We start from the raw sequence: 26,382 nt of genomic DNA, 5'->3' as shown, positions 1-26,382 counted from the left end.
GAGAAACCCATGCGAACGCTTCTAGCAGCGGCAACGGCCGCGTTCTGTCTCGGGCTCACCGGCCTTCCGGCGATGGCCAGGGACCTGATCGTCACCGTCGCCAAGCCAGACCGGCTGTATGTGATCGACGCCGAGGCGCGCTCCGTCGAGACGGACTGCAAGCTCGACTTCAACCTGATGCCCGGCGTCATTGTCATGTCGCCGGACAATTCCATCGCCTATATCCTCGGCAACCGCTGGGAAGATGTCTTCGGCATCGATCTTGCCACCTGCGAGACGGTGTTTTCCGCGCATCAGTCGGAAGGCGACATCCGCCGCAAGACGATTGCCTCGCTGGCGGTCTCCAAGGATGGCAAGGAGCTTTACACCGTGCGGAACCCGGTCCGGCTTCTGGCCGACCGCTACGAGGTGATGGAGCCGGAATTCGCGGTCTATGACACGTCGGCCGGGCTTGACGCGCAACCCGCCCGAACCTTCCCGAGCCCGCGCCGGATCACCGTCATGGCAACCGGCAAGAACGGTGAGGTTTATGCGGCCGGGCATGATGTCTATGCTTTCGATCCGAAGACCGGCGAACGCACGGTCAAGATCGCCAATGCCAATTGGGACCGGCCGACCTATTCGCCGCCGGATGTGCTTGCCTTCTGGCCGATCGGTACCCAGGCGGACGAGTTCCTGCTGCTTTATTCGGCGGCCAAGTTCACCGACGAGACGATGAGCGAAATCGCCGATTTCGTCTGGGGCTACCAGTCGATTGACCTTACAACGGGCGAGAGCACGATCCAGGACTTCGCCAGCCTGGAGGTGATCATGTTCTCCGCGGTACGCGATCCGAACGACACCTCCAAGCTCTACGGCGTCTATACCCAGCTTTCCAAGCATGACGTTACCAAGAAGGAGCTGATCAAGCGTGTCGACCTGCCGCACACCTATTACTGCATCAACATTTCCTCGGACGGAAAGGAGATCTATGTCGGCGGCACCAATGACGACATCGGCATCTACGACGCTGAAAGCCTTGAGCGCATCGGCGAAATCCTGCTGCCGTCGGGCGGCGACATGGCCGCCGGCACGATGCATGTGATCAGCACGGGGAGTTAGGGGAAATCAAGCCCGTCCTCCCGGGCGACCGCAGCCGGGCCGGCAAGCGCAGCTTTTTCCGGCCCGGCTAGCTCATTCTGCCATTGGAAGTGGGACGGAATGAGAGGGCAAACCCTCCGTTGTCATCCCGGGCGGAGCAACGCGAAGACCCAGGACTCCGTGAGCTCACGGGTCTTGCCGCTGGCCTCACAGCGTCCTGGGTCCCCGCTTTCGCGGGGTGACAGCTGGGGGAGGAGCCGAAATTGGAAAAGCGGCATAGATGAAGGCGAAACGATGAGACAGTCCGTGCCCCTGACCGGCGCGACACCAGACGCTGTTGAAACGCCGCGGCAGTCCCTCCTGCGCGCGCTGTTCTCTCGCCTGTTCGGCCGCCGCGAAGCCGCCTGGCTGCTGCCGCTGGTCGTGCCCTACCGCTGGCCGCTGGCGGCGCTGCTCCTCTTGTCGCTGGTGACCGCCGGGGCGGCGCTGATCCCGCCCTATCTTACAAAGCTGGTGATCGACCAGGGGCTGATGGCGGGCGACAAGCAGGCGCTGGTAATGTTCGCCGCAGCACTGTTCGGCGTCGGTCTGGCAGCGCTGGCGCTGGGCGCGGTGAATTCGCTGCTGCATTTGAGGTTTTCCGCAAGGCTTCTGGCGGATCTCCGCCGCGCGGCGGTTCAAAAGATCCTTGAGCAGTCGCCCCGCTGGCAGGCGCGCCAGACAACAGGCGAGCTGATGAGCCGGCTCGATGGCGATGCAGGCGAGGTCCAGCAATTCACCTTTTCCGTCCTGGTGTCCGGTGCCGGCAGTCTGCTCCGGCTGTGCGGCGGGTTGGTGATGTTGTTTGTGCTGGCGCCGAAGCTGGCTCTTCTCGCCCTGGCGCTGGCGCCGGTCGAGCTGCTGTTCTTTGCCCGGGCCCGGCCGGTGACGCACCAGAAGGCACGGGACGTGCGTCAGGCGCGGGGACATCTCGCCTCCAGCCTTGCCGAGACCATCACCGGCCTGTCGGCGCTTCGCGCCCTCAACGCCTCGGAGGCGGCTGCCGACCGGATCGAAACCCGCCAGAACACTCTCGTAGGTGCCTTGATGAAGGCGCAGATGTGGTCCGAGGTGACCCGCGCCGTGCCGATGGTGCTAACCGCGATCCTGCGCGGAGCCGTCTTTCTGATCGGCGGGCTCGCCGTCATCGACGGCACGATGCCGCTCGGGTCTCTGATTGCCTTTATCGCCTATCTCGGTTTTCTCATTGGGCCGATTCAGTCGCTGATCTCGCTCTGGCACGGTCAGGCGCGCATGAAGGCCGCGCTCGACCGGCTTGACCAGGTGATGAGCGCCGAACCCGAAGTGCGCGACCCGGCGACGCCGATTGCGTTGGATGCTGGGGGTGGGGAGCTGGCGCTGAGCCACCTTGCCTATGCGCCTGCGGACGGGCCGCCGCTCTTTGAAGACCTTTCGCTGACCCTCCCGGCGGGCAGCAAGCTGCGCTTGTCCGGGCCCTCCGGCATCGGCAAATCCTCGCTCCTGTCGCTGCTGCAGCGCCATGACGACCCGAGGCAGGGTACGATCCTGCTCGACGGGATCGATCTCAGAAAGCTGGCGCTGAAGGACTTGCGCGGCGCCGTTGCGCTGGTGCCGCAGAAGGGCCATGTCTTTTCCGGAACGCTCTCCGACAATCTCCGGCTCGGCTGCGCCAGCGCCACCGACAGCGACATGCTGGAGGTTCTGCGGCTCTTGGAACTGGAAGAGCGCTTCGTCCGGGACGGATTGGCAACGCCGCTCGGCGAGGGCGGGTTGGAGCTTTCCGGCGGCGAGCGCCAGCGGCTCTGCCTTGCAAGGGCGCTGTTGCAGCCCTTCAAGGTGCTGGTGCTGGACGAAAGCCTGTCGGAAGTCGACGGGGAAAGGGTTTCACGGATCCTGGCCGCGATCGACCGCATTTTTGGGGACCGCACGAGGATTGTCGTCACCCATGGCGAGGCCGACCGCTATGGCGCTTTCGACCGGCACATCGATCTCGGCGGTTTCGCCTCGATAAGGGGAGGGGCTTCATGATCCGCACCGGCCTCATCGACGGCGCCCTGCCGAAGGACTGGCCGGGCCTCGAGCATCAGGCCTGGTTCTGCGAGAGCGACAGCACGCCCCATGCCGGCATGCATGCCGCTGCCATGGCGAAGACCATCCAGTCCCATGCACCCGACATCAAACTCGTCAACGCGGTGGTTTTTCCGGGCCGGCTGGCGGCCGCTCACATTCAGGTTTGCGCCGCGCTGGACTGGTTTTGCAAGGACCCGCCCGACATCCTCCTCTGCGCCTTCGGCATGGCCCGCTCCTCGGTGGAGCTCGGCCTCGCGGTCGCACGCCTGCAGCGGGCCGGCAGCATACTCATCGCCTCGGCCCCGGCCCGCGGCGGGCTGGTCTATCCCGCAGGTCTTTACGGCGTCCTCTCCGTCCAGGGCGACGCCCGCTGCGGGCCACAAGAGCTCTCGCGGCTGGACCTGCCCCAGGCGGTGTTCGGGGCCTGTCCGGAAGCGGTCGGGTTCTCCGAGATTCGCGGCGCCAGCCCGGCGGCTGCGCATGCAGCCGGGCTGCTGGCAGCGTGCCAGGTGGAGACGGGACGGGGCGCGCGGTGCCTGGAGGGGGCCGTCAGGTATCGGGGAAGGGAGCGGCGTGGGGAGGTGGTAGGATAAGATAGGAAAAACGGCAAGCATTGAAAACCATGTTTTGTCTAATGCAGTCCTGCTGCTAGACCTGCTTTATGTCCCGCACCATCCCCTTCCAACCCTGGCACCACCACACCACCACCACCACTGAGCGTGCCCCCGTCTTCCCCGACGGCTGCCGTGACGTTCTGATCGTCCGTGAACCGGGCACCCGTGAAAAAATCGTGCTGACCGTACTGGATTTGCGGCCGCGGGTGGCGGAGTTGTCTGCAGGCACGGAAATCACCGGGTATCGGCTGCGGCCGGGGGCGGTGGTTGGCGATGAGGTCCTGGCGGAGCTTGAGCGGGATTGCGGCCGGGCGGAGGAGGTGCTGGGCAATGCGTTGTCGGCAGATGCGGCAGGGGACGCGGCGGATGAGATCCTGCTGGCGCTGGTGGCACCAGGGGCAAGTGTCGAGAGCGTAGCGGCGGATCTCGGCGTGTCGAAACGTACGCTGCAGCGGCAGCTGAAGGCGTTCGGGTTGCCGGCGCCGGACTATTGGCGGCTGCTGGCGCGGGCTCGGCGGGCGGCCGGGCTGTTGGCCTCCGGGCTCGCCTTACCGGAAATCGCGGATCTTTGCGGCTTCAGCGATCAGGCGCACATGACGCGGGATTTCCGGAGCTGGTTCGGCGGCACGCCGGCGCAGCTGCGCCGGGCGCCCCATATCCTTGAGCTTCTGTGTCAGCCCGCGCTCGGCAACTGGACCGGCGAACAGATTTCCACCAGATAACCGAACGGATCGCTGACATAGGAGGTGGTCTGGCCCCAAGGTTCCTCGCGGGCGTCCTGGACCAGCGTCGCACCGGCCTCGACGGCTTTTTTCAGCGCGGCCGGGACATCGTCGGTTTCGAAGGCGAGCTCGAAAACCGGGGTTTTCGGGTCGGGCGTTCCGGGTGTCTTGCCGAGCTGTTTCATCAGCGCCCTGGAGGAAAAGGCCAGCTTGGTCTCGCCGGTCGCCAGCTCGCCATAGTCGCCGCTTTCATGCAGGAACAGGCGCGTCAGGCCGAGGGCGCGCTCGTAGAAATCGAGCGCGGCGGCGACGTCGTCGACATAGAGAATCGAATAGCGGAAAATCACTTGAGGCTCCTTGAGGCTTGGTCTGCCGGTCTTCTAGCGGACGGGGTATTGCCTGTCTTGAAGGATCGCGACAGGGAGCGGGTTTTTGCCTTCGAGGGCAGGAAATTCCGTCTGGAGTGGGCGCGCCAGCTATGCCTTTTTTCATTCAGGGCGACCTTAGGGAGACCCGAGGCCCAGGCACCGTGTGCTTGCGGTTCCAGCCGTCCGTCTCATGGAGTCCTGGGTCTCCGCTTTCGCGGAGATGACGACGGAGGGGCAAAGCTTTGCCTCAAGTACCGGTGTCACCCCGGGCGACCAACGGGAGACCCGGGGCCTACTCGTTTGCAGAGCGATGGGTATGGCCCCCGCTGACAACAAAGCGCACGCTTTGACAAGCGGGACCGAGAGTGGGTCCCGGCTCGCGCTGCGCTTGGCCGGGATGACAACCGGAGGAAACGCGCTTGCTCAAGCCTAACGACAAGTGTCAATTTGCGGTTCTCGCCGCCTCGAAGGGGGAGGGCGCACAAACGGCATCCATCCTCACTCCGTCAAAATCCCCGCCAGCAGCTTGCGGGTTGCCCTCTCATAGGCCGCCCGGTCCTCGCCATTGGCAATCGCCAGCGCAGCCCGGTCGAAGGCGGAGGAGAGCAGGTCGGCGAGGGGTTCCAGGGGGATATCCTTCAGGGCGCCGTGATTGGCGGCGTGGCGCAGGCCTTCCAGGAGCGTGGCGCCGCCGGTCTGGCGGTCGATCTCGGCCATCTCTGCAAGACCAAGCACCGTCGGGCCTTCCAGCAGCATGATCTTTGCGCGGCCGGGCACGGACATGGCGGTGAAATAGGCCTGCGCCCCGGCCATGAAAGCATCGAGCGGTGTCTGACCGGTGTTGGTCTCCGCGTTGATGTCGGCGGCGATGGCTTCCGATTCCTGAAGCACCAGTGCACGCATCAGATCCGCCTTGTCGGCAAAATGGTGATAGAGCGCGCCCCTGGTGACATTGGCCGCCTTGACGATCTCCGGCGTTGCCGTTTCCGCGTAGCCCTTGTCCACGATCAGCGCGCGCGCCGCGTCCAGGAGCGCCTTGCGGGTTTCCGCGCGGCGCTCGGCCTGGGTGCGGCGGCTTCCGGGCTCCCGGTCGTTTTTCTCTTGCATACATGCAGCCTGTATGTTAGTTGAAAAATTACATACAGACTGTATGTCTTTTTTGTGGATTTGCAAAGCCCCGCCGCGCTCCGGCACGGGCCCTTCAGGAGAAAAGCGATGAAATGTACCCAATATTATCCGGTTCTCATGACCGCGGATGTTGCCGCAACGGTACGGTTCTACCGGGAGAACTTCCGCTTCAAGGCGGTCTTCGAGGCGGACTGGTATGTGCATCTGCAATCGGAAGAAGATGACAAGGTCAATCTTGCGGTGCTGGACCAGTCGCACGAGACCATTCCGGAAGCCGGCCGGGGCAAGGGGGCGGGCGGCCTGCTGCTCAATTTCGAGGTCGAGGATGTCGACGCGGTCTATGGCGCGGCCAAGACCAGCGGCCTGCCGATCCTGCAGGAGCTGCGCGACGAGGCCTTCGGCCAGCGCCATTTCATCACGCGAGACCCGAACGGGGTGATGATTGACGTCATCAAGCCGATCCCGCCGAGCGAAGAGTTTCTGAAACAGTTCGCCCCGGAAGCTCTGCCGGCCTGACGATCAAGGATCTTTCCGGACCCCGGGGCGGGGGAGGTCTCCCACTGCTGTGATCCGCCGCGGGGACGGCAAGACAAGGGCGTGGCCGGGGTCCCGGTCACGCCTTTGGTATGCGGGCTAACTCTGACTTCGTCATCCCGGGCGAAGCAGAGCGAAGACCCGGGATCGGAGAGCCCCTCACATGTCGATACGACGGGGACTAAGGGTGTTTGGCTCATAGCTCCCTGGTCCCAGCATTGCTGCACTTGTCCGGAATGACGCCGGAGAGATTGTGCTCTGCCGGCGCCACAAGAAGCAGGAAATCAGGACGCGATCGGCGGGCAGGAGCTGGATTGTTCGGCGCGGGACTTGAGACCCTGCAGGCTTTGCATGGTGTTCGGGTTGCCCGGCAGCACGAAGCTCTGCTCCAGCGCCGTGCGGACATTGTTGATCACGGCGAGATCCTGCACGGCAAGGGTCTGGCAGGGCGTGCCGGTGAAGCGCACGCGAATGCGGATCACGCGCTGGCCGTTGTCGGAGGGGCCGAACTGGGAATCGAGCGCCGGGTTGTCGCCGGTCATCGCCCGCTCCATCACCACCATGTTGGGCTGATCCTGAAGGACGACGGTGCCGCGTTCCTGGGCGCTGGCGACGAGGGCGCTGCGCACGGTCATCGGATCGGCGGCAATGTTAACCGACTGGGCACCGGCCGGAACGCTCAATTGCGGCTGGTCGGGCAGCGTGGTCCGTTGCGACGAACCGGACTGGCAGGCGGCAAGGGCAATGGCGCTGAGGCTGAGAAAAATAAGGCGTCGCATCGGCGGTCCCGGGTTTCTTAAGGTCATCCAAGAGGCACGTTCTAAACGTGGTTAAGGTCAAAATACAACAATCAGCTCTGCTTTTATCAAACTATACTGACACGACAGCCCTAACGAAGCCTTGTGACAGGAGCAGGGCAGGCTTCAAATCGCCTGCCACGCTCAGAAACTGTCGCCCGTCTTGAAACCGCCGCCGCCGAAACTGCCGCCGCTTTTGAAACCGCCCCCGCCGAAGGTTTTGTTGCCGCCAAGACCGCCCATGGATTTGGGCAGGCCGGAGCCTTTCGGAAAAGCGACCTGACGGCCGCGCGGCTTGCGGCGCTTGTGAGACCGTTCCGCCCGCGACCAGTAATCGGCGCCGGTGATCGCGCCCTTGACCAGCTCGCCCAGCAGCACGGTCGTCAGCTTGTCGTCGGAAAAGGTGGATTCCCAGCTGCCATAGCCCTTGGAACGGAAGCGCTTGATGACATCGGCCAGTTCACCGCGGCGGCGGCCGGTGTCGCGCTGGAGTTCCCGGTCCTGGCGGATCTCCCGTGTGATCTGCTCGATCCGTTCCCTCAGGTCCTCGATCCGTTGCACGATCTTTTCGTCTTCCGGCGAAGGCGTCGCCAACGCAGCCCGCCACAGGTCGCCGAGATCGTCGGCCTGTAGCGAGACGGCGAGATGCTCCTCGGCCTTCTGGAAATCGGCGTCCTCGCCGCTGGAAAATTCCGCCAGCGCCTCCGACAGGGTCTCGATCTGGCGGTCGAGCTTGTCGAGCTCGCCGTCGATCTGGTCGATCGTGCCGGTGAGATCCTCGATCGTGCCGACCAGATCCGCGCCGGCGGCATCGGTCATGGCGTTGCGGCTGAATTCCGCCAGCTTGGCCTGCTCCTCCTCGGCGATCTCGCTGCAGCGCTCGGCATGACGCGCCATGCGTTCCGGAATGCTGGTCAGCATGGCATAATTGGCGCGGGCATCGTGAAAGCGGATCAGACCGGCAACCCAATGGTCCAGAGAGCGCACCAGACCGCGGCGCTTGTAGTCGGGCGTGCCGTAGCCGCGCTGCCAGAGATAGAGAAACAGCGGGTCTGCCTCATAGGCCTTGCCTTTTTCCTGACGGTCCCGGTCCGACGTTTTGGCCTTGGAGGCCGCGGCTTCGGCGGTGGCAAGGGCAGCTTCGGTGCGCGCGTGCTGGGCCTGGTAGGCGGCATCGCCTTCCAGCCGGCTGTCGACCACCTCCATCAGCTCGTCCATCTGATTCTCGGCGGCATCACGGCTTTCGTCGAGATCGGCGCGCTTTTTTTGCAGCTGGCTGCGTTCGCTCTCGCATTGCCGCAGCTGGTCGGTCAGAACCTTGTAGTCCGAGCTGCGCTTGTCCAGGAGGCGGCGGGCTTCCCGGGCGGCGCTGTCCAGGCGTGTGTTGAGCGCGCCGGCGCTGTCCGTGTCCAGGCGGAAACGGGCGAGATCCCGATAGGCTTCGCTCTGGCGTTCCTGCAGGTCGGTCAGGGCCCGTGTCGAGCGCTCGATACGCTTGCTGAGTTCGGCTTCCTCGCGGCGAAGGTCCGCAAGCGATTCTTCAATCGTACCGAGGGTCTGGCGTCCGGTCAGCATGCATGCGGCTCCCGGTCTGACATCACGCTAACGGCCTTTACCATGTCGTGATTGCTCCGTCCTGAACGCCGCTGCGCCATTTGATGTCCAGTTCGCCCCGCCTTTTGCGGCCGAGCGTGCCCTTTTGCACGATACCGTCTTCCATCTTGTCCCGGCGTACAGCGTCATAGATTGTCTCGGAGACCCGCTGGCCCCATTTGTCGACCCGCTGCGCCTGGCTGTTTTCTTCGGAGACGATATCGCGCTCCAGGACATTGCCGTCCGGGTCAACCGCTTCGACGATGATGTAGTAGTTCTGGGTTTTCCTGTTGCCGTCCGGAATGCGCTCGACGCCGGTGGGCACGCCTTCGCGCGAGATGATGCGCACCTCGAAGACTTCCTGAAGGTTCGCAGCCAGCTTGCGCAGGTCCGTTTCCGCCTTGAAGGCGGCCTCCGACTTGCCGTCCGACAATGCCAGACGCCCGTCCGCGGCCAGGCGTTGCGCTTCCGCCTCGATGTCGGCGTTTTCGGTCAGGTCGTCGACCCGGGTCACCAATTCGGTGAGGGCCGCCGGCAGCGCCTGCAGTCTGGCCTGCAGATCGGCCTCGGCCCGCTGCGCCGGCAATTTGACGATGAAATACCAGGCTGCAATACAGACCACGAGCACTGCGGCGACCGCGGCCAGCCACTTGGACCAGGTCCCGCGCGATATATAGACCATGGCCAGCGTGCGCTGAAAACCGGCCGATGGCGGAGCATAAACGAAACGGTCGCGCTTCAGGTCTTCGACACCGGCTTTCAGGATATGGTCCGGAACCTCGATGCCCTGGGCGGCATAGACCTGCCTCAGCCGCTCGACCATGGCGGCGTCGCGCTCGTCGGCCTTCAGTTCCCTGGCGACCTGTCCCTCTTCGTGGCGCAGCGTGTCGACCACGTCCATCGCCATCATGAGATCGTCGAGCGGGGCGTCGGATTTGCTTGCCATAAACGCGTAACTTCTCCTGCGGGCGGACCGGCCAGCCGGTCCGCCAGACCTGGCCTGTTAGAGGGCCTGACCCTGGGCGGTCAGCTTGGCAAGGCGCCGTTTGCCGTCCTCGACCGCGTTGCGGATTTCTTCCGAGTTCTTGGTCGACATGTCGCGCATCTCGTTGATGATCTCGCGCGACTGGACCTGGAAGTTCACCACGCTGTCGACCAGCTTCTTGACCGAGGCGGCCGCAACCGTCGGCCCGTACCCGGCCTTCAGGGCCTCCTGCTGCACCGTGTCGCCGATTTCGGCCAAGGTCTCCAGGCTCTTGTTGATGCCGTCCTTCATGGCATTCAGCGTTTCCGTGGACTCATGCAGCCCCTGCAGGCCGGTGAAGGAGGCATTCAGGGCGGTCAGAACGGATTCGTTGGTGGAAAAGAAGCTGACCGACTGGGCATAGACCCGCTCCTTGGCATTGGTGGTCTGCACCAGCCGCGCCATGATCACTTCGGATGTGTTGTAGCCGACGGTCAGGTTGTCGGAGAGGTCCTTGGCGATCTGGTAGCGCTTTTCCTCGTCCTGCATCTCGCGCAGTTTCTCATCTCGCGCCAGCTCCAGGCGGGCTTTCTGGGCCGCGTCGTCGCCGGCATAGGCCTCAACCTCGCCGGAGGCGCCTTCGAGCGCCGCCTTGGCCGCCGAGAGCTTTTCGGTCGCCATGTTCAGTAGTTCCAGCGCGGTCACTTCGGCCTGTTTCAGTGCGCCGCGGAAGTCGCGATAGGCTTCCAGGATGGTCTGTTCGCGCTCGATCTGGTCCTTGGTGGCCCGGGCAACATCCTTGTAGGTGCCGCGGATGTCGTCGAAACGGTCCGAGATGGTGCCGCGGCGCATGTCACGCCACTTGTTGGCAAGGTTCTCGGTGAAGGAGATCTTGCCGTCCGCCAGCTGGTCAACCAGGGCCTTGGCGTCGTCGCGAATGGTGTTGAAGGCTTCGGTGATCTGTTCGTAGCGCTCGCCGATATCCATCTGCTGGACCTGGTTGCGCACCACTTCGTTGAAATTTGAAGCCTGGGCAAGCGTGCGGGAAATCACCAGCACCTTGTCCGGCGACAGGTCGGAAATCTGTTCCAGGAGGGCGTTGATCGGGGCATCGGCCTCGCTTTCCGGCGTGATGCCGATGTCACGGAGCGTCGACAGGGCGCGGTCGAGATATTGAAGCGGAGAAAAACCGCCGGCCGGAGCCGCCGCATTGTCCGGAGTTTCTGGGGCTGCCGCGTCTGTCATGTCTGACCTCCTCGAAAGACGGCGGCATTTTTTTAAAAGTCGGCCGCAACGTCCTGTTAACGTCAATATTCACGCATGTTAGGGCAGGCTTACGCCGCTCTGTCAACGGCTTGGCACCGAAATCGGGCCAAGTCCGGGCAGCTGGGCAGGTCCGCCACCTTTTTTCCATAGGCCGCTTTTGCGACAGGTGTGTTTCGAAGAGAAAAGTTTCGCCGGATTCGGCGTTTAAGCCAGAGTTTGGATCCGCCTTCAACGGATTGACCTCACTCCGAGGATTGACTGGACAGAAAAGCCAGCCAGTCTGTTATCAAGAAAATCGACCCGACGGCGCTTCATGACGTTTTTGAAAAAAATTCTGTTTGCTTTTGTCTTTTCGGCAAGTCTTGCGGCCGTCGGCGCCAAGGCGCAGCAGAGCACCGATGCACCGGTGCCGCAAACCCCGGCGGTGGCCTCCGAGACCGGACCCGCGGACACCGCGCGTTCCTCCGCCGCCGACCTGTTCAACCGGGCCACCATCGCGCTCCAGAACAGGGTCGTCTCGCCCAAGACCCTGGAGCAGTTGCGCAGCCAGCTTGTGCTGGTCCGTGACCGGAATGCGGCGATTGTCGACCGGGTCAACATCCGCGCCAGTGCGCTGGAGGCGCAATTGAAAAGCCTCGGGCCACCACCCGCCGACGGCCAGAAGGAGGCGGAGGAGATCGCCGCAAGACGCGCCGAACTCACCAACGCCTTGGCCGCGGCCAATGCACCGGTCAGGCAGGCGGGCGAGACGCTCGGAGAGGCGGAATTCTACATCCGGCAGGTCGACCGGCAGCTCCGGTCCAGGCAGTTTGAAACCCTCCTGGCCCGGTATCCGTCGCCGCTTGCACCCTCCGCCTGGTCGACAGGATTTCGGGAAATCGCGGAATTCCAGCGCAGGCTTGAACGCGACATCAACAGTGAGTTGGCAAGGCCGAGCGTGTCGAAAAACCTGAGCGACACGCTGCCTCTGGCGATCGGTCTGGCCGTTTTCGGCATCCTGTTTCTCGCCGCCCTGCAGAACCCGATTTCGAGGGCGCTCAAGCGGTATTGCAATCGACCGGCCAGCGGGGCCAAGGCGCTGGTTCTGGGGCTGCTTTACAATGCCAGTTTTCTGGTGCTGCCGAGCATCGGCGCGCTGGCGCTGATCGGCGTGTTGCCGATTCTCGACATTTATCCGAACTCGGCGCGGACAGCCGGCATTGCCGTTCCGGCAATGGCCCTTTTCCTGATTGTGGCGAACTGGATTGGCCACACGCTGTTTTCCCCCGGACAGAGCCGCTGGCGTCTGCTCGACCTGGGGGATAAGGAGGCGCGACGGGGGCTCCGCCTGTGCCAGGGTCTCGGGGTTTTCATGGCCTTTGAAATCGCCGTCGAGGCGCTGCAGCGCGACAACACCTTCAGAGACGCGACGATCTCGGTGCTGTCTGCATCGCCGATCCTGCTGGCCTCTGCCCTGCTTTGGGCTCTGGCGGGCGTCATCCGCTCCAAGGACGTCACCGAAGAGCAGGCCGCGCCGGCTGCTGAGGCCGAGGAGGAAGACGCTGAGCCAGAGGAAGCCTATGTGAAACCGCAGGAGTCCGGTTTCCTGTTATTTCTGTCCCTCCTGATGAGAGCCTCGGCGATTCTGGCGGTTTGCGTGACCCTGGTCGGCTATGTCCAGCTTGCCCGTGTTGCCATCATCCCGGTGATCATGACCGCCGCGCAGCTCGGGATCGGCTTCATGCTCTATCATCTGGTGCTGGTGATCGTGAAAACGGCGCTCGGTCGCAAGGAAGACGAACCCGCGCCGGTCTTCGTGGCCATGGGGCTGATCTGCGTGCTGACGCTGATCTTCGCGCCCCTGATCGCGCTGACTTGGGGCGCGCGCGGCACGGATATTCTGGAAGTCTGGCGCCTGTTCACAGAAGGCGTTCAGCTTGGCGACATTCACCTGTCTCTCGACAGCTTTGCCGTTCTGGTGGCCGTGTTCGGTATCGGCGTGGTGGTCACGAGATGGCTGCAGTCGCTTTTGAAAAGCACGGTCCTGCCGCAGACACGCATGGATGTCGGGGCGCAGACCGCCATCGTCACCGGCACCGGTTATGTCGGCCTGACGCTGGCCTCCCTGATCGCCGTGTCAACGGCGGGGCTAAACCTCTCCAGCCTCGCGGTCGTCGCCGGGGCGCTCTCCGTCGGCATCGGTTTCGGCCTGCAGACCATCGTCTCCAATTTCGTCTCCGGAATCATCCTGCTGATCGAGCGGCCGATCAAGGAAGGCGACTGGATCGAGGTGTCCGGCCAGTCGGGCTATGTGCGCAAGATTTCGGTCCGCTCCACGCGCATCGAAACCTTCGACCGGCATGACGTCATCATTCCGAATTCCGACCTGATCGCCGGCACGGTGCGCAACATGACCCTGAGCAACAAGTCGGGCCGGCTGTTGCTGCCGGTGCGGGTCGCCTATGGCAGCGATCTGGAAAAGGTCAAACAGATCCTGTTGGACGCGGCCCGCGGGCATTACACGATCGCCCGCTATCCGGCGCCTTTCGTGCTGTTCATGGGGCTTGGCGACAGCGCGCTCAATTTCGAGCTGCGCTGTTACCTGAAGGACGTCAACAACATCCTGACGACCCAGTCGGATCTTCTGTTCAGGATCTACACCGAACTCGGCAAGGCGGAGATCGAGATCCCGTACCCCCAGCGCGACCTGCATCTCAAGGACATCGACAAGCTGGTGGCCGCGCTGGATCGGAAGGAAGAGGGCGGAAGTCCTCCGGCCTCGTAGGCAGTCAGACCAGCTCCGCCGCGATCTTCGCCGCCAGGCGCGCATTGTTGCGCACCAGGGCAATATTGGTGTCGAGGCTCCGGCCGCCGGTCAGGTTCAGGATGGCGCCGAGCACGTAGGGCGTGACCTCCTTGCCGCGGATGCCGTCTTTCTCCGTCTGCTCGATGGCGGCATCGATGTAGCCGGTCATCTCGTCGCGCGGGATCTCGCTTTCCTGCGGCACCGGATTGGCGATCAGCACGCCGCCATGGTCCGGGAAGGCCTCGCGCATCTTCAAAAGCGCGCCGATTTCCCGGGCCGCGTTCAGCGTGTAGGGCGCGGCAAGACCGCTCTGGCGCGACCAGAAAGCCGGCAGCTCTTCCGTGCCATAGGCAATCACCGGAACGCCCTTGGTTTCCAGAACTTCCAGGGTCTTGGGAATGTCGAGCAGGGCCTTGGCGCCGGCCGAGACGACACAGACCGGGGTGCGGCCGAGTTCGTCGAGGTCGGCGGAAATGTCGAAGCTCTGTTCGGCGCCCTTGTGCACACCGCCGATGCCGCCGGTGGCGAACACCTTCAGGCCCGCCGCATGGGCTGCCATCATGGTGGCGGCAACGGTGGTCGCACCATAGCGGCCGGTGGCGAGCGCGAAGGTCAGATCGGCGCGCGAGCACTTCATCACGTCTTTCGCCTGCGCCAGCCGGTCGAGATCGGCATCCGACAGCCCGACCATAATCTTGCCGTCCATCAGCGCGATGGTCGCCGGAACGGCGCCTTCCGCACGGATGTCGTCTTCGACCTGGCGCGCGGTCTCGACATTCTTCGGAAACGGCATGCCGTGGGTGATGATGGTCGATTCCAGCGCGACCAGCGGCTTGCCGGTCCGAAGGGCGTCCAGAACCTCGTCGGAATAGACGATTAGATCCTTGAGGGCGGCAGGGGCGGTTGATGTCACGGTCGGGGCCTTTCTGTTGAGGCGGTCCGGAGGGTTGTCCAGACAATTGTGCGGGTCTTATAGGCGGCGGAGGCCCCGCCGCCAAGAATGGAATTTGTCCAATTGGTCAAATCGGGTTGAGTGCGTCCCAGGAAAGCGTTTCGGCGAGCGCGCCGGTGCTGGCCAGCGTCAGCGCGGCGGCGGCAAGGCCATAGGGAACAGCCTCGGTGAGCGTTAAGCCGCGGGCCATGGTCGCGAGCGTTCCGGCCGCGAGCGCGTCACCGGCTCCGGTGACGTCGACGATTTCGGCAACGGAGGGTGAAAACCGGTGGGTGTTGTCCGCGTCGCGCACCAGCACGGTGTCGGCGCCGCTGGTCAGGACAAAACGGCGCAGTCCGGTTCCGGAGAGCGCACTGGCCAGGTCCTCCGGAGCGGCATCGCGCTGCAGCCCGGTGAGCGCGGCAGCCTCGCCGCGGTTCAGCATCAGGCAATCCAGATCCGACAGCAACGGCAGCAGGCGCCGCGCCTTGGCGTCGGACACCGCATTGGCCACCAGCCGTCCCGGACCGATGATCCCGGCGAGGTGAACCAGCATCTCCTCCGGCAGATTGGCATCGACGAACCAGATTGTGTCTTCGGGCATCTTCGCTGCGAAGCTGGACGCGAGGGCGTTGAACAGATCGGCCGGGGCTTCGGACAGGACCCGGTCATCGACGCAGGCCGCCGTCAGCGCGCCGGATGGATCGTGCAGCGCCAAATATTGCCCGGTGGCAAAACCTGCGCGCGGCACCGTGGCAAGCTGAATGCCTTCACCGGTCAGTTGGTCTTCAAGCATGCGGGCGGCGCCGTCGTCGCCCAGCGTGCCGACGAGATGCACCGGAACGTCCAGCCGGACCAGCGAGCGTGCGAGATTTGTCGCCACGCCGCCGGGCTTGGAACTGAGCCGTGCCGGCGTCGAGGTCTCCGGGCGAATGGGTTCGCGCGCATGGGCAATCGTGTCGTAATGGATGGCGCCGATGGCAACGACGGGGCAGGGGGGCGAAGGGGTCACGTTCGCAACAGATCTCTTTGGGCTGGCCGGTCGCGCAAGTCGGGCGACCAGGCCGGCGGGCTTTCTGGAAGAGCGCGGGCTAGCAGATTAGCGCCAGGGCGGCAAGCGGGCTGACCGTCACCAATGATTCTGCCAAAATCGGGAATCACGAGATGTTCCGTTTTTGCCTGACGTAGGGGTAGTTTTTCTGTGCCAGCATGAGAACATATTGGAAACAAACACGCATTTCCATTTAAATACCAAACGGTTTTGGTGGCTTGAAAAATGAGAACAAAATGTGTACAAAGGCCCGCATTGAAACATCGCGTCCATCGTGGAATAAGGATCGTGAGCATGTCGCAAAGTACCCTTCGTCTCGTAGAAAGCAGCCAGATGGATAAGACAAAAGCGCTTGATGCAGCGCTCAGCCAAATCGAACGCGCCTTCGGCAAGGGCTCCATCATGAAGATGGGCCAGGGCCAGGCCGTTGAGATCCAGTCCGTCTCGACCGGATCGCTCGGCCTGGATATTGCTCTCGGCATTGGCGGTCTGCCGCGCGGCCGCATCGTCGAGATCTACGGGCCGGAATCGTCCGGTAAAACCACGCTGGCGTTGCACACGGTGGCGGAGGCCCAGAAAGAGGGTGGCATCTGTGCCTTCATCGACGCGGAACACGCGCTCGACCCGATCTACGCCCGCAAGCTTGGCGTCAACATCGACGACCTCCTCATTTCGCAGCCGGATGCCGGTGAGCAGGCGCTGGAAATCGCCGACACGCTGGTGCGCTCCGGCGCCATCGACGTTCTGGTGATCGACTCCGTCGCCGCCCTGACGCCGAAGGCCGAGCTGGAAGGCGAGATGGGCGACAGTCTGCCGGGCATGCAGGCACGCCTGATGAGCCAGGCCCTGCGCAAGCTGACCGCGTCGATTTCCAAGTCCAAATGCATGGTGATCTTCATCAACCAGATCCGTATGAAGATCGGGGTGATGTTCGGCTCGCCGGAAACGACAACCGGCGGCAACGCTCTCAAGTTCTATGCCTCCGTCCGTCTCGACATCCGCCGCATCGGTTCGATCAAGGACCGGGATGAGGTCGTCGGCAACCAGACCCGCGTCAAGGTGGTCAAGAACAAGCTGGCGCCGCCCTTCCGCCAGGTCGAGTTCGACATCATCTATGGCGAAGGCGTGTCCAAGTCCGGCGAGTTGATCGATCTGGGCGTCAAGGGCAATATTGTCGAGAAATCCGGTGCCTGGTTCTCCTACAACAGCCAGCGCCTCGGACAGGGCCGCGAGAATTCCAAGCAGTTTCTGCGGGACAATCCGGAGATCGCCGAGGAAATCGAACTGGCGATCCGCCAGAATGCCGGCCTGATCGCGGAAGCGATCATCGATCCGGACGGCGGCGCTGAAGACGCCGAGGATTGAGATCCGGCAAACCTTTTCTAAGCTCCGGACGTTTGTCCGGCCGTCCCTGAAACCCTCTTTCCTTCGCGGAAGAGGGTTTCTGCGTTTTCGGAAGCCACTGTTCCCCAGGACGCAACAAATCCGACGCTTCCGTAAGGGCGTGCTTGCGCAACCGCTGGACAGGGTTGGAGGTCAAAGTTAAAAGGCTGTTCCGGCCCGGAACGTCAGGCGTCTTCCGGGGCCACCGACAGATTTTCAACTGGCCCGATCCGATGGGCTAAGGACCGATGCGAGACCCGAATGACCGGCGTAAATGAAATCCGCTCCACCTTCCTGGACTATTTCAAGAAGAACGGCCACGAAGTGGTCGAATCCGGTCCGCTGGTGCCGCGCAACGATCCGACCCTGATGTTCGCGAACGCGGGCATGAATCAGTTCAAGAACGTCTTCACCGGCCTGGAAAAGCGCGACTATTCGCGCGCGGCCACGGCCCAGAAGGTGGTGCGCGCCGGCGGCAAGCACAACGACCTCGACAATGTCGGCTACACCGCCCGTCACCACACCTTCTTCGAGATGCTCGGCAACTTCTCCTTCGGCGATTATTTCAAGGACCGGGCGATCGAACTCGCCTGGAACCTGATCACCCAGGAATACGGCCTGCCGAAAGAAAAGCTGCTGGTGACGGTCTATGCCGAGGACGACCAGGCTTTTGATCTGTGGAAGAAGATTGCCGGGCTTTCCGAAGACAGGATCATCCGGATCCCGACTTCGGACAATTTCTGGACCATGGGCGACACCGGACCCTGCGGTCCCTGTTCGGAAATCTTCTACGATCACGGCGACCACGTCTGGGGCGGTCCTCCGGGCTCCGCGGAAGAAGACGGCGACCGGTTCATCGAGATCTGGAACCTGGTCTTCATGCAATATGAGCAGACGCCCGAGGCCAGGCTCGATCTGCCGCGGCCGTCGATCGATACCGGCATGGGAATCGAGCGCATTGCCGCTGTCATGCAGGGCGTACACAACAACTACGACATCGATCTCTTCAAGGCGCTGATTTCCGCGTCCGAAAACGCCACCGGAGTCGATGCGGAAGGCGATGCGCTTGGCAGCCACCGGGTGATCGCCGACCATCTGCGTTCGACCAGCTTCCTGATCGCGGACGGCGTTCTGCCGTCCAATGAAGGCCGCGGTTATGTGCTGCGCCGGATCATGCGCCGCGGCATGCGCCATGCGCATCTTCTGGGCGCCAGCGAACCGCTGATGCACAAGCTGGTGCCGGCGCTGGTGCGCGAAATGGGCCGCGCCTATCCGGAACTCGGCCGGGCCGAAGATCTGATCACCGAAACGCTGAAGCTGGAGGAAACCCGCTTCCGCAAGACGCTGGAGCGGGGCCTCGGCCTGCTCGACAGTGCAACGGAAGACCTTTCGGCCGGTGGCCAGCTCGACGGCGAGACAGCCTTCAAGCTCTACGACACCTTTGGCTTCCCGCTCGATCTGACCCAGGACGCCCTGCGCGCTCGGGACATCACCGTCGACACCGACGGCTTCGACGCCGCCATGGAACGCCAGAAGGCCGAGGCGCGCGCCGCCTGGTCCGGCTCGGGCAGCGCGGCCACCGAGACGGTCTGGTTCGGGCTGAAGGAAAAATGCGGTGCAACCGATTTCCTCGGCTATGAGACCGAGACGGCGGAAGGCGTCATTGCCGGTCTTGCGTCCGAGGACAAGGAAGTGGCCGAGCTGACGGCGGGCCAGAGCGGCTTCGTTGTTCTCAACCAGACGCCGTTTTACGGTGAAAGCGGTGGCCAGGTCGGTGACACCGGCCTGATGCTGGCCAATGGCGTCAAGGCTGTCGTCACCAACACCCAGAAGAAGGCGGAAGGCCTCTTTGTGCATTCCGTCACGGTGGAAGAGGGCACGCTGGTCCAGGGCCTCGCCCTGGAACTGAAGGTCGATCACGACCGCCGTACCGCCATCCGCGCCAACCACTCGGCGACCCACCTGGTGCACGAAGCCCTGCGCGAGGTGCTCGGCACCCATGTGGCGCAGAAGGGCTCGCTGGTGACCCCGGAACGTCTGCGCTTCGACTTCTCGCACCCCAAGCCCGTCAGTGATGACGAGCTGGCGACCGTGGAAACCTTCGCCAACGAGATCGTGTTGCAGAACGCCCCGGTCGAAACCCGCCTGATGGCGGTGGATGACGCGATCGAAGCTGGCGCGATGGCGCTGTTCGGCGAAAAATACGGCGACGAAGTGCGGGTTGTTTCCATGGGCACCGCGCTTCACGGCGCCAAGCAAGGCAAGGCCTATTCGGCGGAACTGTGCGGCGGCACCCATGTCAAACGCACAGGCGACATCGGCTTGGTCACGCTGGTCAATGAAGGCGCTGTTGCCGCCGGCGTGCGCCGGATCGAGGCCCTGACCGGGTCCGAGGCGCGGCTCTATCTGGATGCGCAGGACAAGCGTATGCGCGAAGTCGCCGGCATCCTCAAGACCGGCGCCGACGATGTGCCGGCGCGGGTTGCCCAGCTGGTCGAGGAACGTCGCAGGCTGGAAAAGGAACTGGCGGATGCGAAGAAGAAACTCGCCATGGGCGGCGGTTCGGGCGAGGCGGCGCCGGTCAAGGAGGCCGGTGCGTTCAAACTGATGGCGCGCACGGTCGACGGCATCAACCCGAAGGACCTGAAGGGCATGGCCGACGACGCCAAGACCCAGCTTGGTTCGGGCGTTGTGGTCCTGATCAGCGTCGCCGAGGACGGCAAGGCCGCCATCGTGACCGCTGTCACCAAGGATCTGACCGGCAAGGTCAGCGCGGTCGATCTGGTGCGCATCGGCTCGGAAGCGCTTGGCGGACGTGGCGGCGGTGGCCGTCCTGACATGGCCCAGGCCGGCGGCCCGGATGGCGCCAAGGCCGATGCTGCCATTGCAGCGATCGAAGGACATCTGGCCGGGCTCTAGGTCTCGGCCCGTTCGGTATCAGGGTTTTTGAAAAGCGCATCTCCGGATGCGCTTTTTTCGTAGCGATCCGTCAGAGCAGGGCAGCTGAGATTGCCAGGGCCGCTGCGGCCAGGACAGTCGAGACGACCAGCATCTTGAGCACGATGTGATGCGGTGTTGTTTCGGCGGACCTGACCTTGTTGGTGTCGATCCTCATGGGTTCCTCCATTCTTGGTGTGGCTATGACCTTGAGATGGGGCATTGCACGGATTTGGCCAATCACATTGCTGCGACCTTTGTTGCACTCTTTATCTCTGCCCCGGGGGCACTCGGGCTTTGTCACCCGACCTTCTTCGGTTATTCATTGAAATCAGGAGTTTGTCTCGGAACGGAGAGCGCCGTGCACGAAGAGGGTTTCAAACGGGCGCTTTATGAGGTGCTGGAAGACACGGGCAAGCGCAAACTTGCGTCGCGGGTCGTGCGGCAGGGACTGATTGTCCTGATCCTCGTGAACATCGTTCTGGCCATTCTGGAGACGGTGCCCGAGATTCGCGAGTTTCTGGGCACACACCTGCGCCTGCTTCAGCTGGCCAGTGGCTTTGTCTTCGTGATCGAATATGTGCTCAGGCTTTATGTTGCCGACCTGCACCCGCCGCTGCGCCGCTACGGGCCGGTCTGGTCGCGACTGCGTTACGCGGTGCAGCCCGATGCGGTGGTCGATCTGATCGGGGCGCTGCCCTTGTTGTTCGTGCTGTTCCTGCCCAATCAGGCAGTGACGGTCGTCATCATCCTGCGCCTGTTGCGGTTCCTGAAACTGGCACGCTACTCACCGGCCCTGCGCTCGCTCATATCCGCCGTCGCGAATGAGAGGCGGGCGCTGCTGGGCTCCAGCATGATCATTTTCGGGGTGATTCTTCTGGCCGCGACCGTGATGTATCTGGTGGAACACGACGATCAGCCGGAAAAGTTCCGCAGCATCCTGCACGGGATCTACTGGGCAATCACCACGGTGACAACAGTCGGATATGGCGATGTGGTGCCGGTTACCAACCTGGGCAAGATGATCGGCGGCGTCGTCATGCTGATGGGCTATGGCCTGATCGCGCTGCCGGTCGGCATTATCGCCTCCGCCTTTGCCCGGGAAATTCACAGCCGGGATTTCGTTGTGACCTGGTCGATGGTGGCGCGGGTGCCGCTGTTTGAAGACCTGAAGGCAGCGGAAGTGGCGGAAATCGCCAAGCTGCTGCAGGCCCAGAGTGTGCGCAAGGGCGGCACGATCGCCGACAGGGGCGACGTGGCCGACAAAATGTATTTCATCTCGGACGGCGAGGTGGAAATCAGATTGCCGCACGAAACGGTCTATCTCGGCGAGGGCAGTTTTTTCGGCGAGTTGGCATTAATCAACCAGACCCGCCGCACAGCCAAGGTGATCGCCTATTGCGACTGCCAGCTTCTGGTGCTGGAGGCTGAGGCGCTGCACAACCTTATGGAACGGGACGCAGCGCTGGCCAAGAAAATCACGGATGAGGCACGCGAACGCGCCGAAGCCGGCAAGAAGGTTCTTGGTGAGCTTGCGGAAGAAGAACTGGAGCAGGCCGGGGTCTTCGGTTCCTTCGAGGACGCCGAGAGCGAGCCAGAGCTGTTTTCCGAGGAAGACGACAAGCCGGTAGAGGACACGGACCCCGAGCCGCGTCAGTAGGGTGTCAGGCCGCGTGGCAGCTGCGCGTAGAGCGGATCGCCCTGCCAGAATACATCCGTCGGCCCGACCGCGAAGTCGATCAGATTCCAGCGGTCATATTGAAGCCGCAGCAGGGCGAAGGTCGCAATGCCATCCATATACTCTGCCTGCTCGGCATAGGTCGTCTGCCTGAGATTGATGGCGCCGCCACCGGGGCGCTGTGGGCTGACCTGAACGAAGGCCCAGCCATTGCCGGAGCGCATCCAGTCGACGACGAATTCGACCGGCGGTCCAAGCCGAGCCTCAAGCATGGGGCGGAGGGCGTTGAGGATCTCCGCGCGTTCCGCCGTGCCGCGCGCCGGTTCGTGAACCGCCTGTGCCGGGGCGCTGACCGTTGCCGCCAAGAGCATGAAAACGCTCAAGAGAATTCCGGTAAGTCGCTGAAAAGAAGACATGAAAACCATAACCTCAGAAACTGATTCAAGTGCGATCCCAAAACTTGAAAGGACCGTTTGCCCGGTCGTCACGCTAGCACGAAAAAGAATTGCCGCGCGGCGGAAAGTGTCTGTTTGGCCGGACTTCGAGTACACATGACGGGTGGCCTGCAGCCTTCTTCGACGCCGTGCCAGTTCCTGACACTTGCCTTGCAGTGGTCAGAGCTCTGCCCGCAAATTGCCGTATGGAGGCCCCAGTTTCAGCGCGCTTGCCTGTTTTCATCATAGGACCACTCTCGGAATGGAGGAGTCCGATGATGTTTTCCCGCCTTTTGAACAGAACAGCTCTCTTGGGCACCGTCGCCACCATGCTTGCCACCACCACCGCCGTTCCGGCGCTGGCGCATGGCGTCGTCCGGGCGGACCGGATCGAGGTTGCCTTTGTGCTCGACACGACCGGGTCCATGTCCGGCCTGATCGACAATGCCCGCCGCAAGATCTGGTCGATCGCCAACACCATCTCGCGTGCCAATCCCAATGCGGATGTCCGTATGGGCCTGGTCGCCTATCGCGATTTCGGCGATGACTATGTGGTCCGAACGTTTCAGATGACGCCCGACCTGCAAGAGGTCAACGCGCTGTTGTGGAAATTCCGAGCGTCCGGCGGCGGCGACGGTCCGGAGGCGGTCAACGAGGCGCTTGATGCCGGGGTCTCGAAAATCCAGTGGTCGCATTCGTCGGATACCCGCCGGCTTCTGTTCCTGGTCGGCGACGCGCCGCCGCATATGGACTATCAGGGGCCGCATTATCCGGAGATTCTGGAAGAGGCGCGCAAGCACGACATCACTGTGAACACGGTCCAGGCCGGCGACTGGCGTGAGACCCGGCAATACTGGCAGACCATCGCCCGGATGGGTGGCGGCCGTTACATCGCAATTGCCCAGGACGGCGGTCTGACCACCCATTATGACAGCCCGTGGGACGACGAGATCCTCGAGCTGCAACGCCGGATCGACAAGACAGTCATTCCATATGGCAAGCGCGCGCAGCAACGACAGCTGCAGGAGCGTCTCGACTCGAAATCCTACGCCAAGGATCACGGCGCGGTCGCGGAATCCAGCTACCTGATCGGAAAAGGCAAGGTGACCACGGGCGGGGGCGATCTCGTTGACGATCTTGCGGCTGGCCGCGTGGAACTGAATGCCGTTCCGCAAGAGCAGTTGCCAGACGCCGTTGCCGGCCTGTCGGCTGAAGACCGGGATGCCTATGTCACGCAGAAACAGGAAGAGCGCCGGAAACTCTCCGCGCAGATGAAAGAGCTGGTCGCCAAGCGCGACGATTATGTCGCCGAGGCAAAGAAGAACGAGCCGTCCTCTGCGCCGGCCTTCGACACGGAAGTCAGCCGTCTGCTCACCGAACAGCTGAAGTGAGTTTCTTGAAGAGAACTGCGCGGTGGACGAGCCGCGCAGTCGTTTGAGATGCATTATCTCTCTCCTCAGATGAGGTTGGAGCTGCTTGTTGACTGTCGAGACAAAGCAAGTCGCCCCACCCACCGGGGTCATCCCGGCCCTGGGCCGGGACCCACTCGTTTCCCGAGCTGTGGAGCTTTCGTGATGCGGAGCTGATTGAAAAGCCCTGCCCAACTCGATTGTCCGCGTGCTCGGACACGTGGATTGGATCCCGGCTCAGGGCCGGGATGACCCCGGTGGGCGAGGGGACTTCGGAGACCCGCCGAAACCTTAGCTGGCCTTTTCGCCGCGCACTTGTCCCGTAGCAGCAAAGCTCGGCCGGGCCTCGAACCGAGCCAGCCAGGCTGCGAGTTTGGGCGCTCCCTTCAGCAGCATTGCGCCTTCCTCGGCTTGCCAGAACAGGGCCAGCATCGGCGCCGCGTGACAGTCGGCGAGGGTGGGGCGGTCACCGAGCAGAAACGGCCCGTCCTCGCAGAGCGCTTCCAGCGCGGAAACAATAGTGCGCGCCTGGCCCATGGCCGAAGAGATCTTGACTTCGTCGGCTGGGGCGCCGCCACGCGTCCTGACCACGCGTTCCACGAAAATGTCCCAAACCAGCGTCCGGTAGGCATAGGTGTCGAGGATCGACAGGACCTGCGTCATGCGGGCGCGGCCGGGCGCATCGTCCGGCTGGAGGGGCGGGCCTTCGAAGGCTTCGTCGATATAGCGCAGGATCGCCACGGTTTCGTAGAGCGTGACGTCGCCATGGGTCAGTGCCGGGATCTTGCCGAAGGGCTGCCGCGCCAGGTGTTCGGCCGGCGGGCCTCCGGGCGCGAAGACATCGACCGGGACAAGCTTATAGGCAACGCCCTTTTCCGCCAGCGCCAGGCGGGCCGAGCGGACATAGACGGAATAGTCGGCACCAAAGAGCTCAATCATCGGGATCCTCCGGTCAAGCGGTCGAGGCGCAGGCGATGGCGGGCATCGGTCAGCCGCCAGACGCTGCCGAAGGTCGCGCCGAGGACCCCGAGACCGGTGGCCCCGCCCAGCAGAAACATGATCAGGAGCTGGTATTTGACGGCTTCACGCGGATCGACGCCGGACAGGATCTGACCGGTCATCATGCCGGGCAGCGAGACCACGCCGGTGGCGGCCATGGCGTTGATGATCGGGGTAAAGCCGGAGCGGAGCGCCTGACGCACGAACGGCCGGGTTGCTTCCCAACGGGTCCTGCCGAGCAGAAGCTGGGCTTCGACGGCGCGTTGGCCCTGCGCCAGGGCGGTGTGCAACGTGTCGAGGCCAAGACTGACCCCGGTCATGGTGTTGCCGAGCACCATGCCGAACAGCGGCAAGGCATATTGCGGCAGCCAGACCGGGTCCGGCCGGATCAGGCCGGCGAGCGCATAGAGGGTCACCAGGGTGCCGGCCACCAGCATGGCGGCGGCGCCGAGGCCCGGCCCCCAGACACCGATCAGGCGGCGGTCCTGCCGCGCCCAGATCTCCCGTCCGGCAAAGCCCAGCATCACGATGGCTGCCAGCATAGTCCAGAGCAGCGAGCCGGCGAAGAAGATCGCCTTCAGGATCAGTCCGACCAGGATCAGCTGCACGGTCATGCGCAGCGCCGAGACGATCAGCGTACGGGTCAGACCGAGATCGAGCAGGATGGAAAAGACCGCGTTCAGGATCAGAAACACCGAGGCGGCGACAAGGTCCCAATAGGTGAGGGGCAAGTATCCGGTCACGAGGCCTTCTCCGGCTGGTCGAGCGGAGACAGCTTTCCTGAGGCCATGTGATAGCGGCGGGCTGCGAAACGCTTTGGTTGACCGGGATCATGGGTCACCAGCAACAGGGCACTGCCTGAAGCGAGCCGTTCCTTCAACAGCGCTTCAACCCGTTCGACCGAAGGCGGATCGAGGGCGGATGTCGGCTCATCGAGGAGCAGCACTTTCGGATCGGTCTGCAGTGCGCGGACAAGTGCGAGGCGTTGGCGTTCGCCGGTCGACAGGCGCGAGACCTCCCAGGACAGGGCGTCTGCAAGGCCGACGGCGTCCAGCAGCGTGCCGAGCCCGGTTGTCTGGTCGAAGTGGTCCGCGACCCGCTCCGCCCACCAGCCGCTTTCCGCGGGGATATAGGCAACCTTCCTGCGCCAGTCCGGAGCCGGCATTTCCGAGCGCACCGTGCCGCCAAGAGAGATTTGTCCGCTGTTGTCGTCAAGATCGGCAATTGCGCGCAGGAACAGCGACTTGCCGGCGCCGGACGCGCCCGAAATGGCGGAGCAGGTGCCCGGTTCCAGCATCAGATCGATCGGGCCGATCAGGGGTGTTGTCAGTTTGCGGATCTCCAGCACGCCCATGCTCCTTCCGGCCCTGGCGGGTCGAGCCTAGCGCGGAGGAAGGGACGGGACAATCGGGGACCGTTGGTTTTGATTGGGAAGGTACGAAGTCACACCTCCCTGTCATCTCTGCGAAAGCGGAGACCTAGGAACCTTCATTGGCGACCGCTTTGCACACTGCATTTGCCCGGGAGTCCTGGGTCCCGGGTCTTCGCTGCGCTCCGCCCGGGATGACAACCGGTGGACAGCATAAGGTCTGGGTCTGCGGGTCAGTCAGGCTCAAAA

The 26,382-nt window shown here is 63.4% G+C and carries 23 protein-coding genes; 10 read left to right on the top strand and 13 right to left on the bottom strand.

Translation table 11 applies throughout. The annotated features are described in order from the left end of the window. Window positions 1-9 precede the first annotated feature (9 nt). From peaD to M0H32_RS25320, 4 genes are all read left to right on the top strand, one after another. Window positions 10-1,101: a quinohemoprotein amine dehydrogenase subunit beta gene (gene peaD / locus M0H32_RS25335; RefSeq protein WP_248159111.1), complete on the top strand. Its 1,092-nt coding sequence runs from the start codon at window positions 10-12 to the stop codon at window positions 1,099-1,101. A 273-nt stretch (window positions 1,102-1,374) separates the two neighbouring features. Further along, the gene (locus M0H32_RS25330; protein ID WP_248159108.1) at window positions 1,375-3,129 is read left to right on the top strand and encodes an ABC transporter ATP-binding protein; all 1,755 of its coding nucleotides are present in this window, start codon (window positions 1,375-1,377) and stop codon (window positions 3,127-3,129) included. Then, on the top strand, window positions 3,126-3,764 hold the full coding sequence (locus M0H32_RS25325; RefSeq protein WP_248159105.1) for a hypothetical protein: 639 nt from the start codon (window positions 3,126-3,128) through the stop codon (window positions 3,762-3,764). Before M0H32_RS25330 ends, M0H32_RS25325 begins: the two co-directional genes overlap by 4 nt. A 68-nt stretch (window positions 3,765-3,832) precedes the next feature. Continuing rightward, complete coding sequence (locus tag M0H32_RS25320; RefSeq protein ID WP_248159102.1) at window positions 3,833-4,507, top strand: helix-turn-helix domain-containing protein; 675 nt, start codon at window positions 3,833-3,835, stop codon at window positions 4,505-4,507. Here the strand turns inward: M0H32_RS25320 and M0H32_RS25315 are convergent. Together M0H32_RS25315 and M0H32_RS25310 are read right to left on the bottom strand one after the other, a co-directional pair. Next, a complete protein-coding gene (locus tag M0H32_RS25315; RefSeq protein ID WP_248159099.1) occupies window positions 4,459-4,854 on the bottom strand; it encodes a VOC family protein in 396 nt (131 codons plus the stop codon). The two genes, M0H32_RS25320 and M0H32_RS25315, sit on opposite strands and share 49 nt — an antisense overlap. 519 nt (window positions 4,855-5,373) lie before the next feature. Then, window positions 5,374-5,982 carry a TetR/AcrR family transcriptional regulator gene (locus M0H32_RS25310; RefSeq protein ID WP_248159098.1) on the bottom strand — a complete coding sequence of 203 codons (609 nt, stop codon included), beginning with the start codon at window positions 5,980-5,982 and terminating at the stop codon, window positions 5,374-5,376. Between the two features lie 108 nt (window positions 5,983-6,090). Here M0H32_RS25310 and M0H32_RS25305 point away from each other — a divergent pair, with 108 nt between their 5' ends. Next, complete coding sequence (locus M0H32_RS25305; RefSeq protein ID WP_248159095.1) at window positions 6,091-6,519, top strand: VOC family protein; 429 nt, start codon at window positions 6,091-6,093, stop codon at window positions 6,517-6,519. Between the two features lie 302 nt (window positions 6,520-6,821). Here M0H32_RS25305 and M0H32_RS25300 read toward each other — a convergent pair whose 3' ends face one another. From M0H32_RS25300 to M0H32_RS25285, 4 genes are all read right to left on the bottom strand, one after another. Further along, a complete protein-coding gene (locus tag M0H32_RS25300; RefSeq protein ID WP_248159085.1) occupies window positions 6,822-7,316 on the bottom strand; it encodes a hypothetical protein in 495 nt (164 codons plus the stop codon). Window positions 7,317-7,478: 162 nt separating this feature from the next. After that, a complete protein-coding gene (locus tag M0H32_RS25295) occupies window positions 7,479-8,909 on the bottom strand; it encodes a coiled-coil domain-containing protein (protein ID WP_248159083.1) in 1,431 nt (476 codons plus the stop codon). 37 nt (window positions 8,910-8,946) lie between these two features. Then, window positions 8,947-9,873: a DUF6384 family protein gene (locus tag M0H32_RS25290; protein ID WP_248159080.1), complete on the bottom strand. Its 927-nt coding sequence runs from the start codon at window positions 9,871-9,873 to the stop codon at window positions 8,947-8,949. 57 nt (window positions 9,874-9,930) lie between these two features. Further along, window positions 9,931-11,136: a cell surface protein gene (locus tag M0H32_RS25285; protein ID WP_248159078.1), complete on the bottom strand. Its 1,206-nt coding sequence runs from the start codon at window positions 11,134-11,136 to the stop codon at window positions 9,931-9,933. A 334-nt stretch (window positions 11,137-11,470) separates the two neighbouring features. On the opposite strand from M0H32_RS25285, the gene M0H32_RS25280 reads away from it, so the two are divergent. Beyond that, complete coding sequence (locus M0H32_RS25280) at window positions 11,471-13,921, top strand: DUF3772 domain-containing protein (protein WP_248159075.1); 2,451 nt, start codon at window positions 11,471-11,473, stop codon at window positions 13,919-13,921. A gap of 4 nt (window positions 13,922-13,925) precedes the next feature. On the opposite strand, the gene M0H32_RS25275 is transcribed toward M0H32_RS25280, so the two are convergent. Together M0H32_RS25275 and M0H32_RS25270 are read right to left on the bottom strand one after the other, a co-directional pair. Beyond that, window positions 13,926-14,855, bottom strand: coding sequence for a pseudouridine-5'-phosphate glycosidase (locus M0H32_RS25275; RefSeq protein WP_248159072.1), 930 nt, complete (start codon window positions 14,853-14,855; stop codon window positions 13,926-13,928). Between the two features lie 106 nt (window positions 14,856-14,961). Next, the gene (locus tag M0H32_RS25270; protein WP_248159070.1) at window positions 14,962-15,885 is read right to left on the bottom strand and encodes a PfkB family carbohydrate kinase; all 924 of its coding nucleotides are present in this window, start codon (window positions 15,883-15,885) and stop codon (window positions 14,962-14,964) included. Window positions 15,886-16,218: 333 nt separating this feature from the next. On the opposite strand from M0H32_RS25270, the gene recA reads away from it, so the two are divergent. Continuing rightward, window positions 16,219-17,289 carry a recombinase RecA gene (recA, locus tag M0H32_RS25265; protein ID WP_248159067.1) on the top strand — a complete coding sequence of 357 codons (1,071 nt, stop codon included), beginning with the start codon at window positions 16,219-16,221 and terminating at the stop codon, window positions 17,287-17,289. 279 nt (window positions 17,290-17,568) lie between these two features. After that, the gene (gene alaS, locus M0H32_RS25260) at window positions 17,569-20,226 is read left to right on the top strand and encodes an alanine--tRNA ligase (protein ID WP_248159065.1); all 2,658 of its coding nucleotides are present in this window, start codon (window positions 17,569-17,571) and stop codon (window positions 20,224-20,226) included. Window positions 20,227-20,296: 70 nt separating this feature from the next. Here the strand turns inward: alaS and M0H32_RS29570 are convergent, their stop codons facing one another. Beyond that, window positions 20,297-20,422: a hypothetical protein gene (locus tag M0H32_RS29570; protein WP_282449547.1), complete on the bottom strand. Its 126-nt coding sequence runs from the start codon at window positions 20,420-20,422 to the stop codon at window positions 20,297-20,299. Window positions 20,423-20,605: 183 nt separating this feature from the next. Here M0H32_RS29570 and M0H32_RS25255 point away from each other — a divergent pair, with 183 nt between their 5' ends. Beyond that, entirely contained in the window at window positions 20,606-21,904 is a 1,299-nt protein-coding gene (locus M0H32_RS25255; RefSeq protein ID WP_248159063.1) for a cyclic nucleotide-gated ion channel, read from the top strand. On the opposite strand, the gene M0H32_RS25250 is transcribed toward M0H32_RS25255, so the two are convergent. Then, window positions 21,898-22,305, bottom strand: a complete 408-nt coding sequence (locus M0H32_RS25250; RefSeq protein WP_248159060.1) for a hypothetical protein — start codon at window positions 22,303-22,305, stop codon at window positions 21,898-21,900. The two genes, M0H32_RS25255 and M0H32_RS25250, sit on opposite strands and share 7 nt — an antisense overlap. Window positions 22,306-22,631: 326 nt before the next feature. Here M0H32_RS25250 and M0H32_RS25245 point away from each other — a divergent pair, with 326 nt between their 5' ends. Then, complete coding sequence (locus M0H32_RS25245; RefSeq protein ID WP_248159057.1) at window positions 22,632-23,747, top strand: vWA domain-containing protein; 1,116 nt, start codon at window positions 22,632-22,634, stop codon at window positions 23,745-23,747. Between the two features lie 309 nt (window positions 23,748-24,056). Here M0H32_RS25245 and M0H32_RS25240 read toward each other — a convergent pair whose 3' ends face one another. The 3 genes from M0H32_RS25240 to M0H32_RS25230 are packed head-to-tail and all read right to left on the bottom strand — an operon-like array spanning window position 24,057 to window position 26,118. Then, on the bottom strand, window positions 24,057-24,704 hold the full coding sequence (locus tag M0H32_RS25240) for a glutathione S-transferase family protein (protein ID WP_248159055.1): 648 nt from the start codon (window positions 24,702-24,704) through the stop codon (window positions 24,057-24,059). Continuing rightward, window positions 24,701-25,507: an ABC transporter permease gene (locus M0H32_RS25235; RefSeq protein WP_248159052.1), complete on the bottom strand. Its 807-nt coding sequence runs from the start codon at window positions 25,505-25,507 to the stop codon at window positions 24,701-24,703. The genes M0H32_RS25240 and M0H32_RS25235 overlap by 4 nt, the downstream gene beginning before the upstream one ends. Further along, complete coding sequence (locus tag M0H32_RS25230) at window positions 25,504-26,118, bottom strand: ABC transporter ATP-binding protein (RefSeq protein WP_425607364.1); 615 nt, start codon at window positions 26,116-26,118, stop codon at window positions 25,504-25,506. Before M0H32_RS25230 ends, M0H32_RS25235 begins: the two co-directional genes overlap by 4 nt. Window positions 26,119-26,382 lie beyond the last annotated feature (264 nt).

The sequence above is a fragment of the Roseibium sediminicola genome, assembly GCF_023156505.1.
GTDB classification, from domain to species: domain Bacteria; phylum Pseudomonadota; class Alphaproteobacteria; order Rhizobiales; family Stappiaceae; genus Roseibium; species Roseibium sediminicola.
This window is presented reverse-complemented; position numbering and strand designations above follow the sequence as displayed.

What these genes read in the sequence shown, in the direction of transcription:
- M0H32_RS25325 (WP_248159105.1), top strand. Translation starts at nt 3,126, where the DNA reads ATGATCCGCACCGGCCTCATCGACGGCGCCCTGCCGAAGGACTGGCCG.
- M0H32_RS25280 (WP_248159075.1), top strand. Translation starts at nt 11,471, where the DNA reads ATGACGTTTTTGAAAAAAATTCTGTTTGCTTTTGTCTTTTCGGCAAGT.
- M0H32_RS25240 (WP_248159055.1), bottom strand. Translation starts at nt 24,704, where the DNA reads ATGATTGAGCTCTTTGGTGCCGACTATTCCGTCTATGTCCGCTCGGCC.
- M0H32_RS25245 (WP_248159057.1), top strand. Translation starts at nt 22,632, where the DNA reads ATGATGTTTTCCCGCCTTTTGAACAGAACAGCTCTCTTGGGCACCGTC.
- M0H32_RS29570 (WP_282449547.1), bottom strand. Translation starts at nt 20,422, where the DNA reads ATGAGGATCGACACCAACAAGGTCAGGTCCGCCGAAACAACACCGCAT.
- M0H32_RS25310 (WP_248159098.1), bottom strand. Translation starts at nt 5,982, where the DNA reads ATGCAAGAGAAAAACGACCGGGAGCCCGGAAGCCGCCGCACCCAGGCC.
- M0H32_RS25305 (WP_248159095.1), top strand. Translation starts at nt 6,091, where the DNA reads ATGAAATGTACCCAATATTATCCGGTTCTCATGACCGCGGATGTTGCC.
- M0H32_RS25300 (WP_248159085.1), bottom strand. Translation starts at nt 7,316, where the DNA reads ATGCGACGCCTTATTTTTCTCAGCCTCAGCGCCATTGCCCTTGCCGCC.
- M0H32_RS25230 (WP_425607364.1), bottom strand. Translation starts at nt 26,118, where the DNA reads ATGGGCGTGCTGGAGATCCGCAAACTGACAACACCCCTGATCGGCCCG.
- peaD (WP_248159111.1), top strand. Translation starts at nt 10, where the DNA reads ATGCGAACGCTTCTAGCAGCGGCAACGGCCGCGTTCTGTCTCGGGCTC.
- alaS (WP_248159065.1), top strand. Translation starts at nt 17,569, where the DNA reads ATGACCGGCGTAAATGAAATCCGCTCCACCTTCCTGGACTATTTCAAG.
- M0H32_RS25320 (WP_248159102.1), top strand. Translation starts at nt 3,833, where the DNA reads ATGTCCCGCACCATCCCCTTCCAACCCTGGCACCACCACACCACCACC.
- M0H32_RS25290 (WP_248159080.1), bottom strand. Translation starts at nt 9,873, where the DNA reads ATGGCAAGCAAATCCGACGCCCCGCTCGACGATCTCATGATGGCGATG.
- M0H32_RS25330 (WP_248159108.1), top strand. Translation starts at nt 1,375, where the DNA reads ATGAGACAGTCCGTGCCCCTGACCGGCGCGACACCAGACGCTGTTGAA.
- M0H32_RS25295 (WP_248159083.1), bottom strand. Translation starts at nt 8,909, where the DNA reads ATGCTGACCGGACGCCAGACCCTCGGTACGATTGAAGAATCGCTTGCG.
- M0H32_RS25285 (WP_248159078.1), bottom strand. Translation starts at nt 11,136, where the DNA reads ATGACAGACGCGGCAGCCCCAGAAACTCCGGACAATGCGGCGGCTCCG.
- recA (WP_248159067.1), top strand. Translation starts at nt 16,219, where the DNA reads ATGTCGCAAAGTACCCTTCGTCTCGTAGAAAGCAGCCAGATGGATAAG.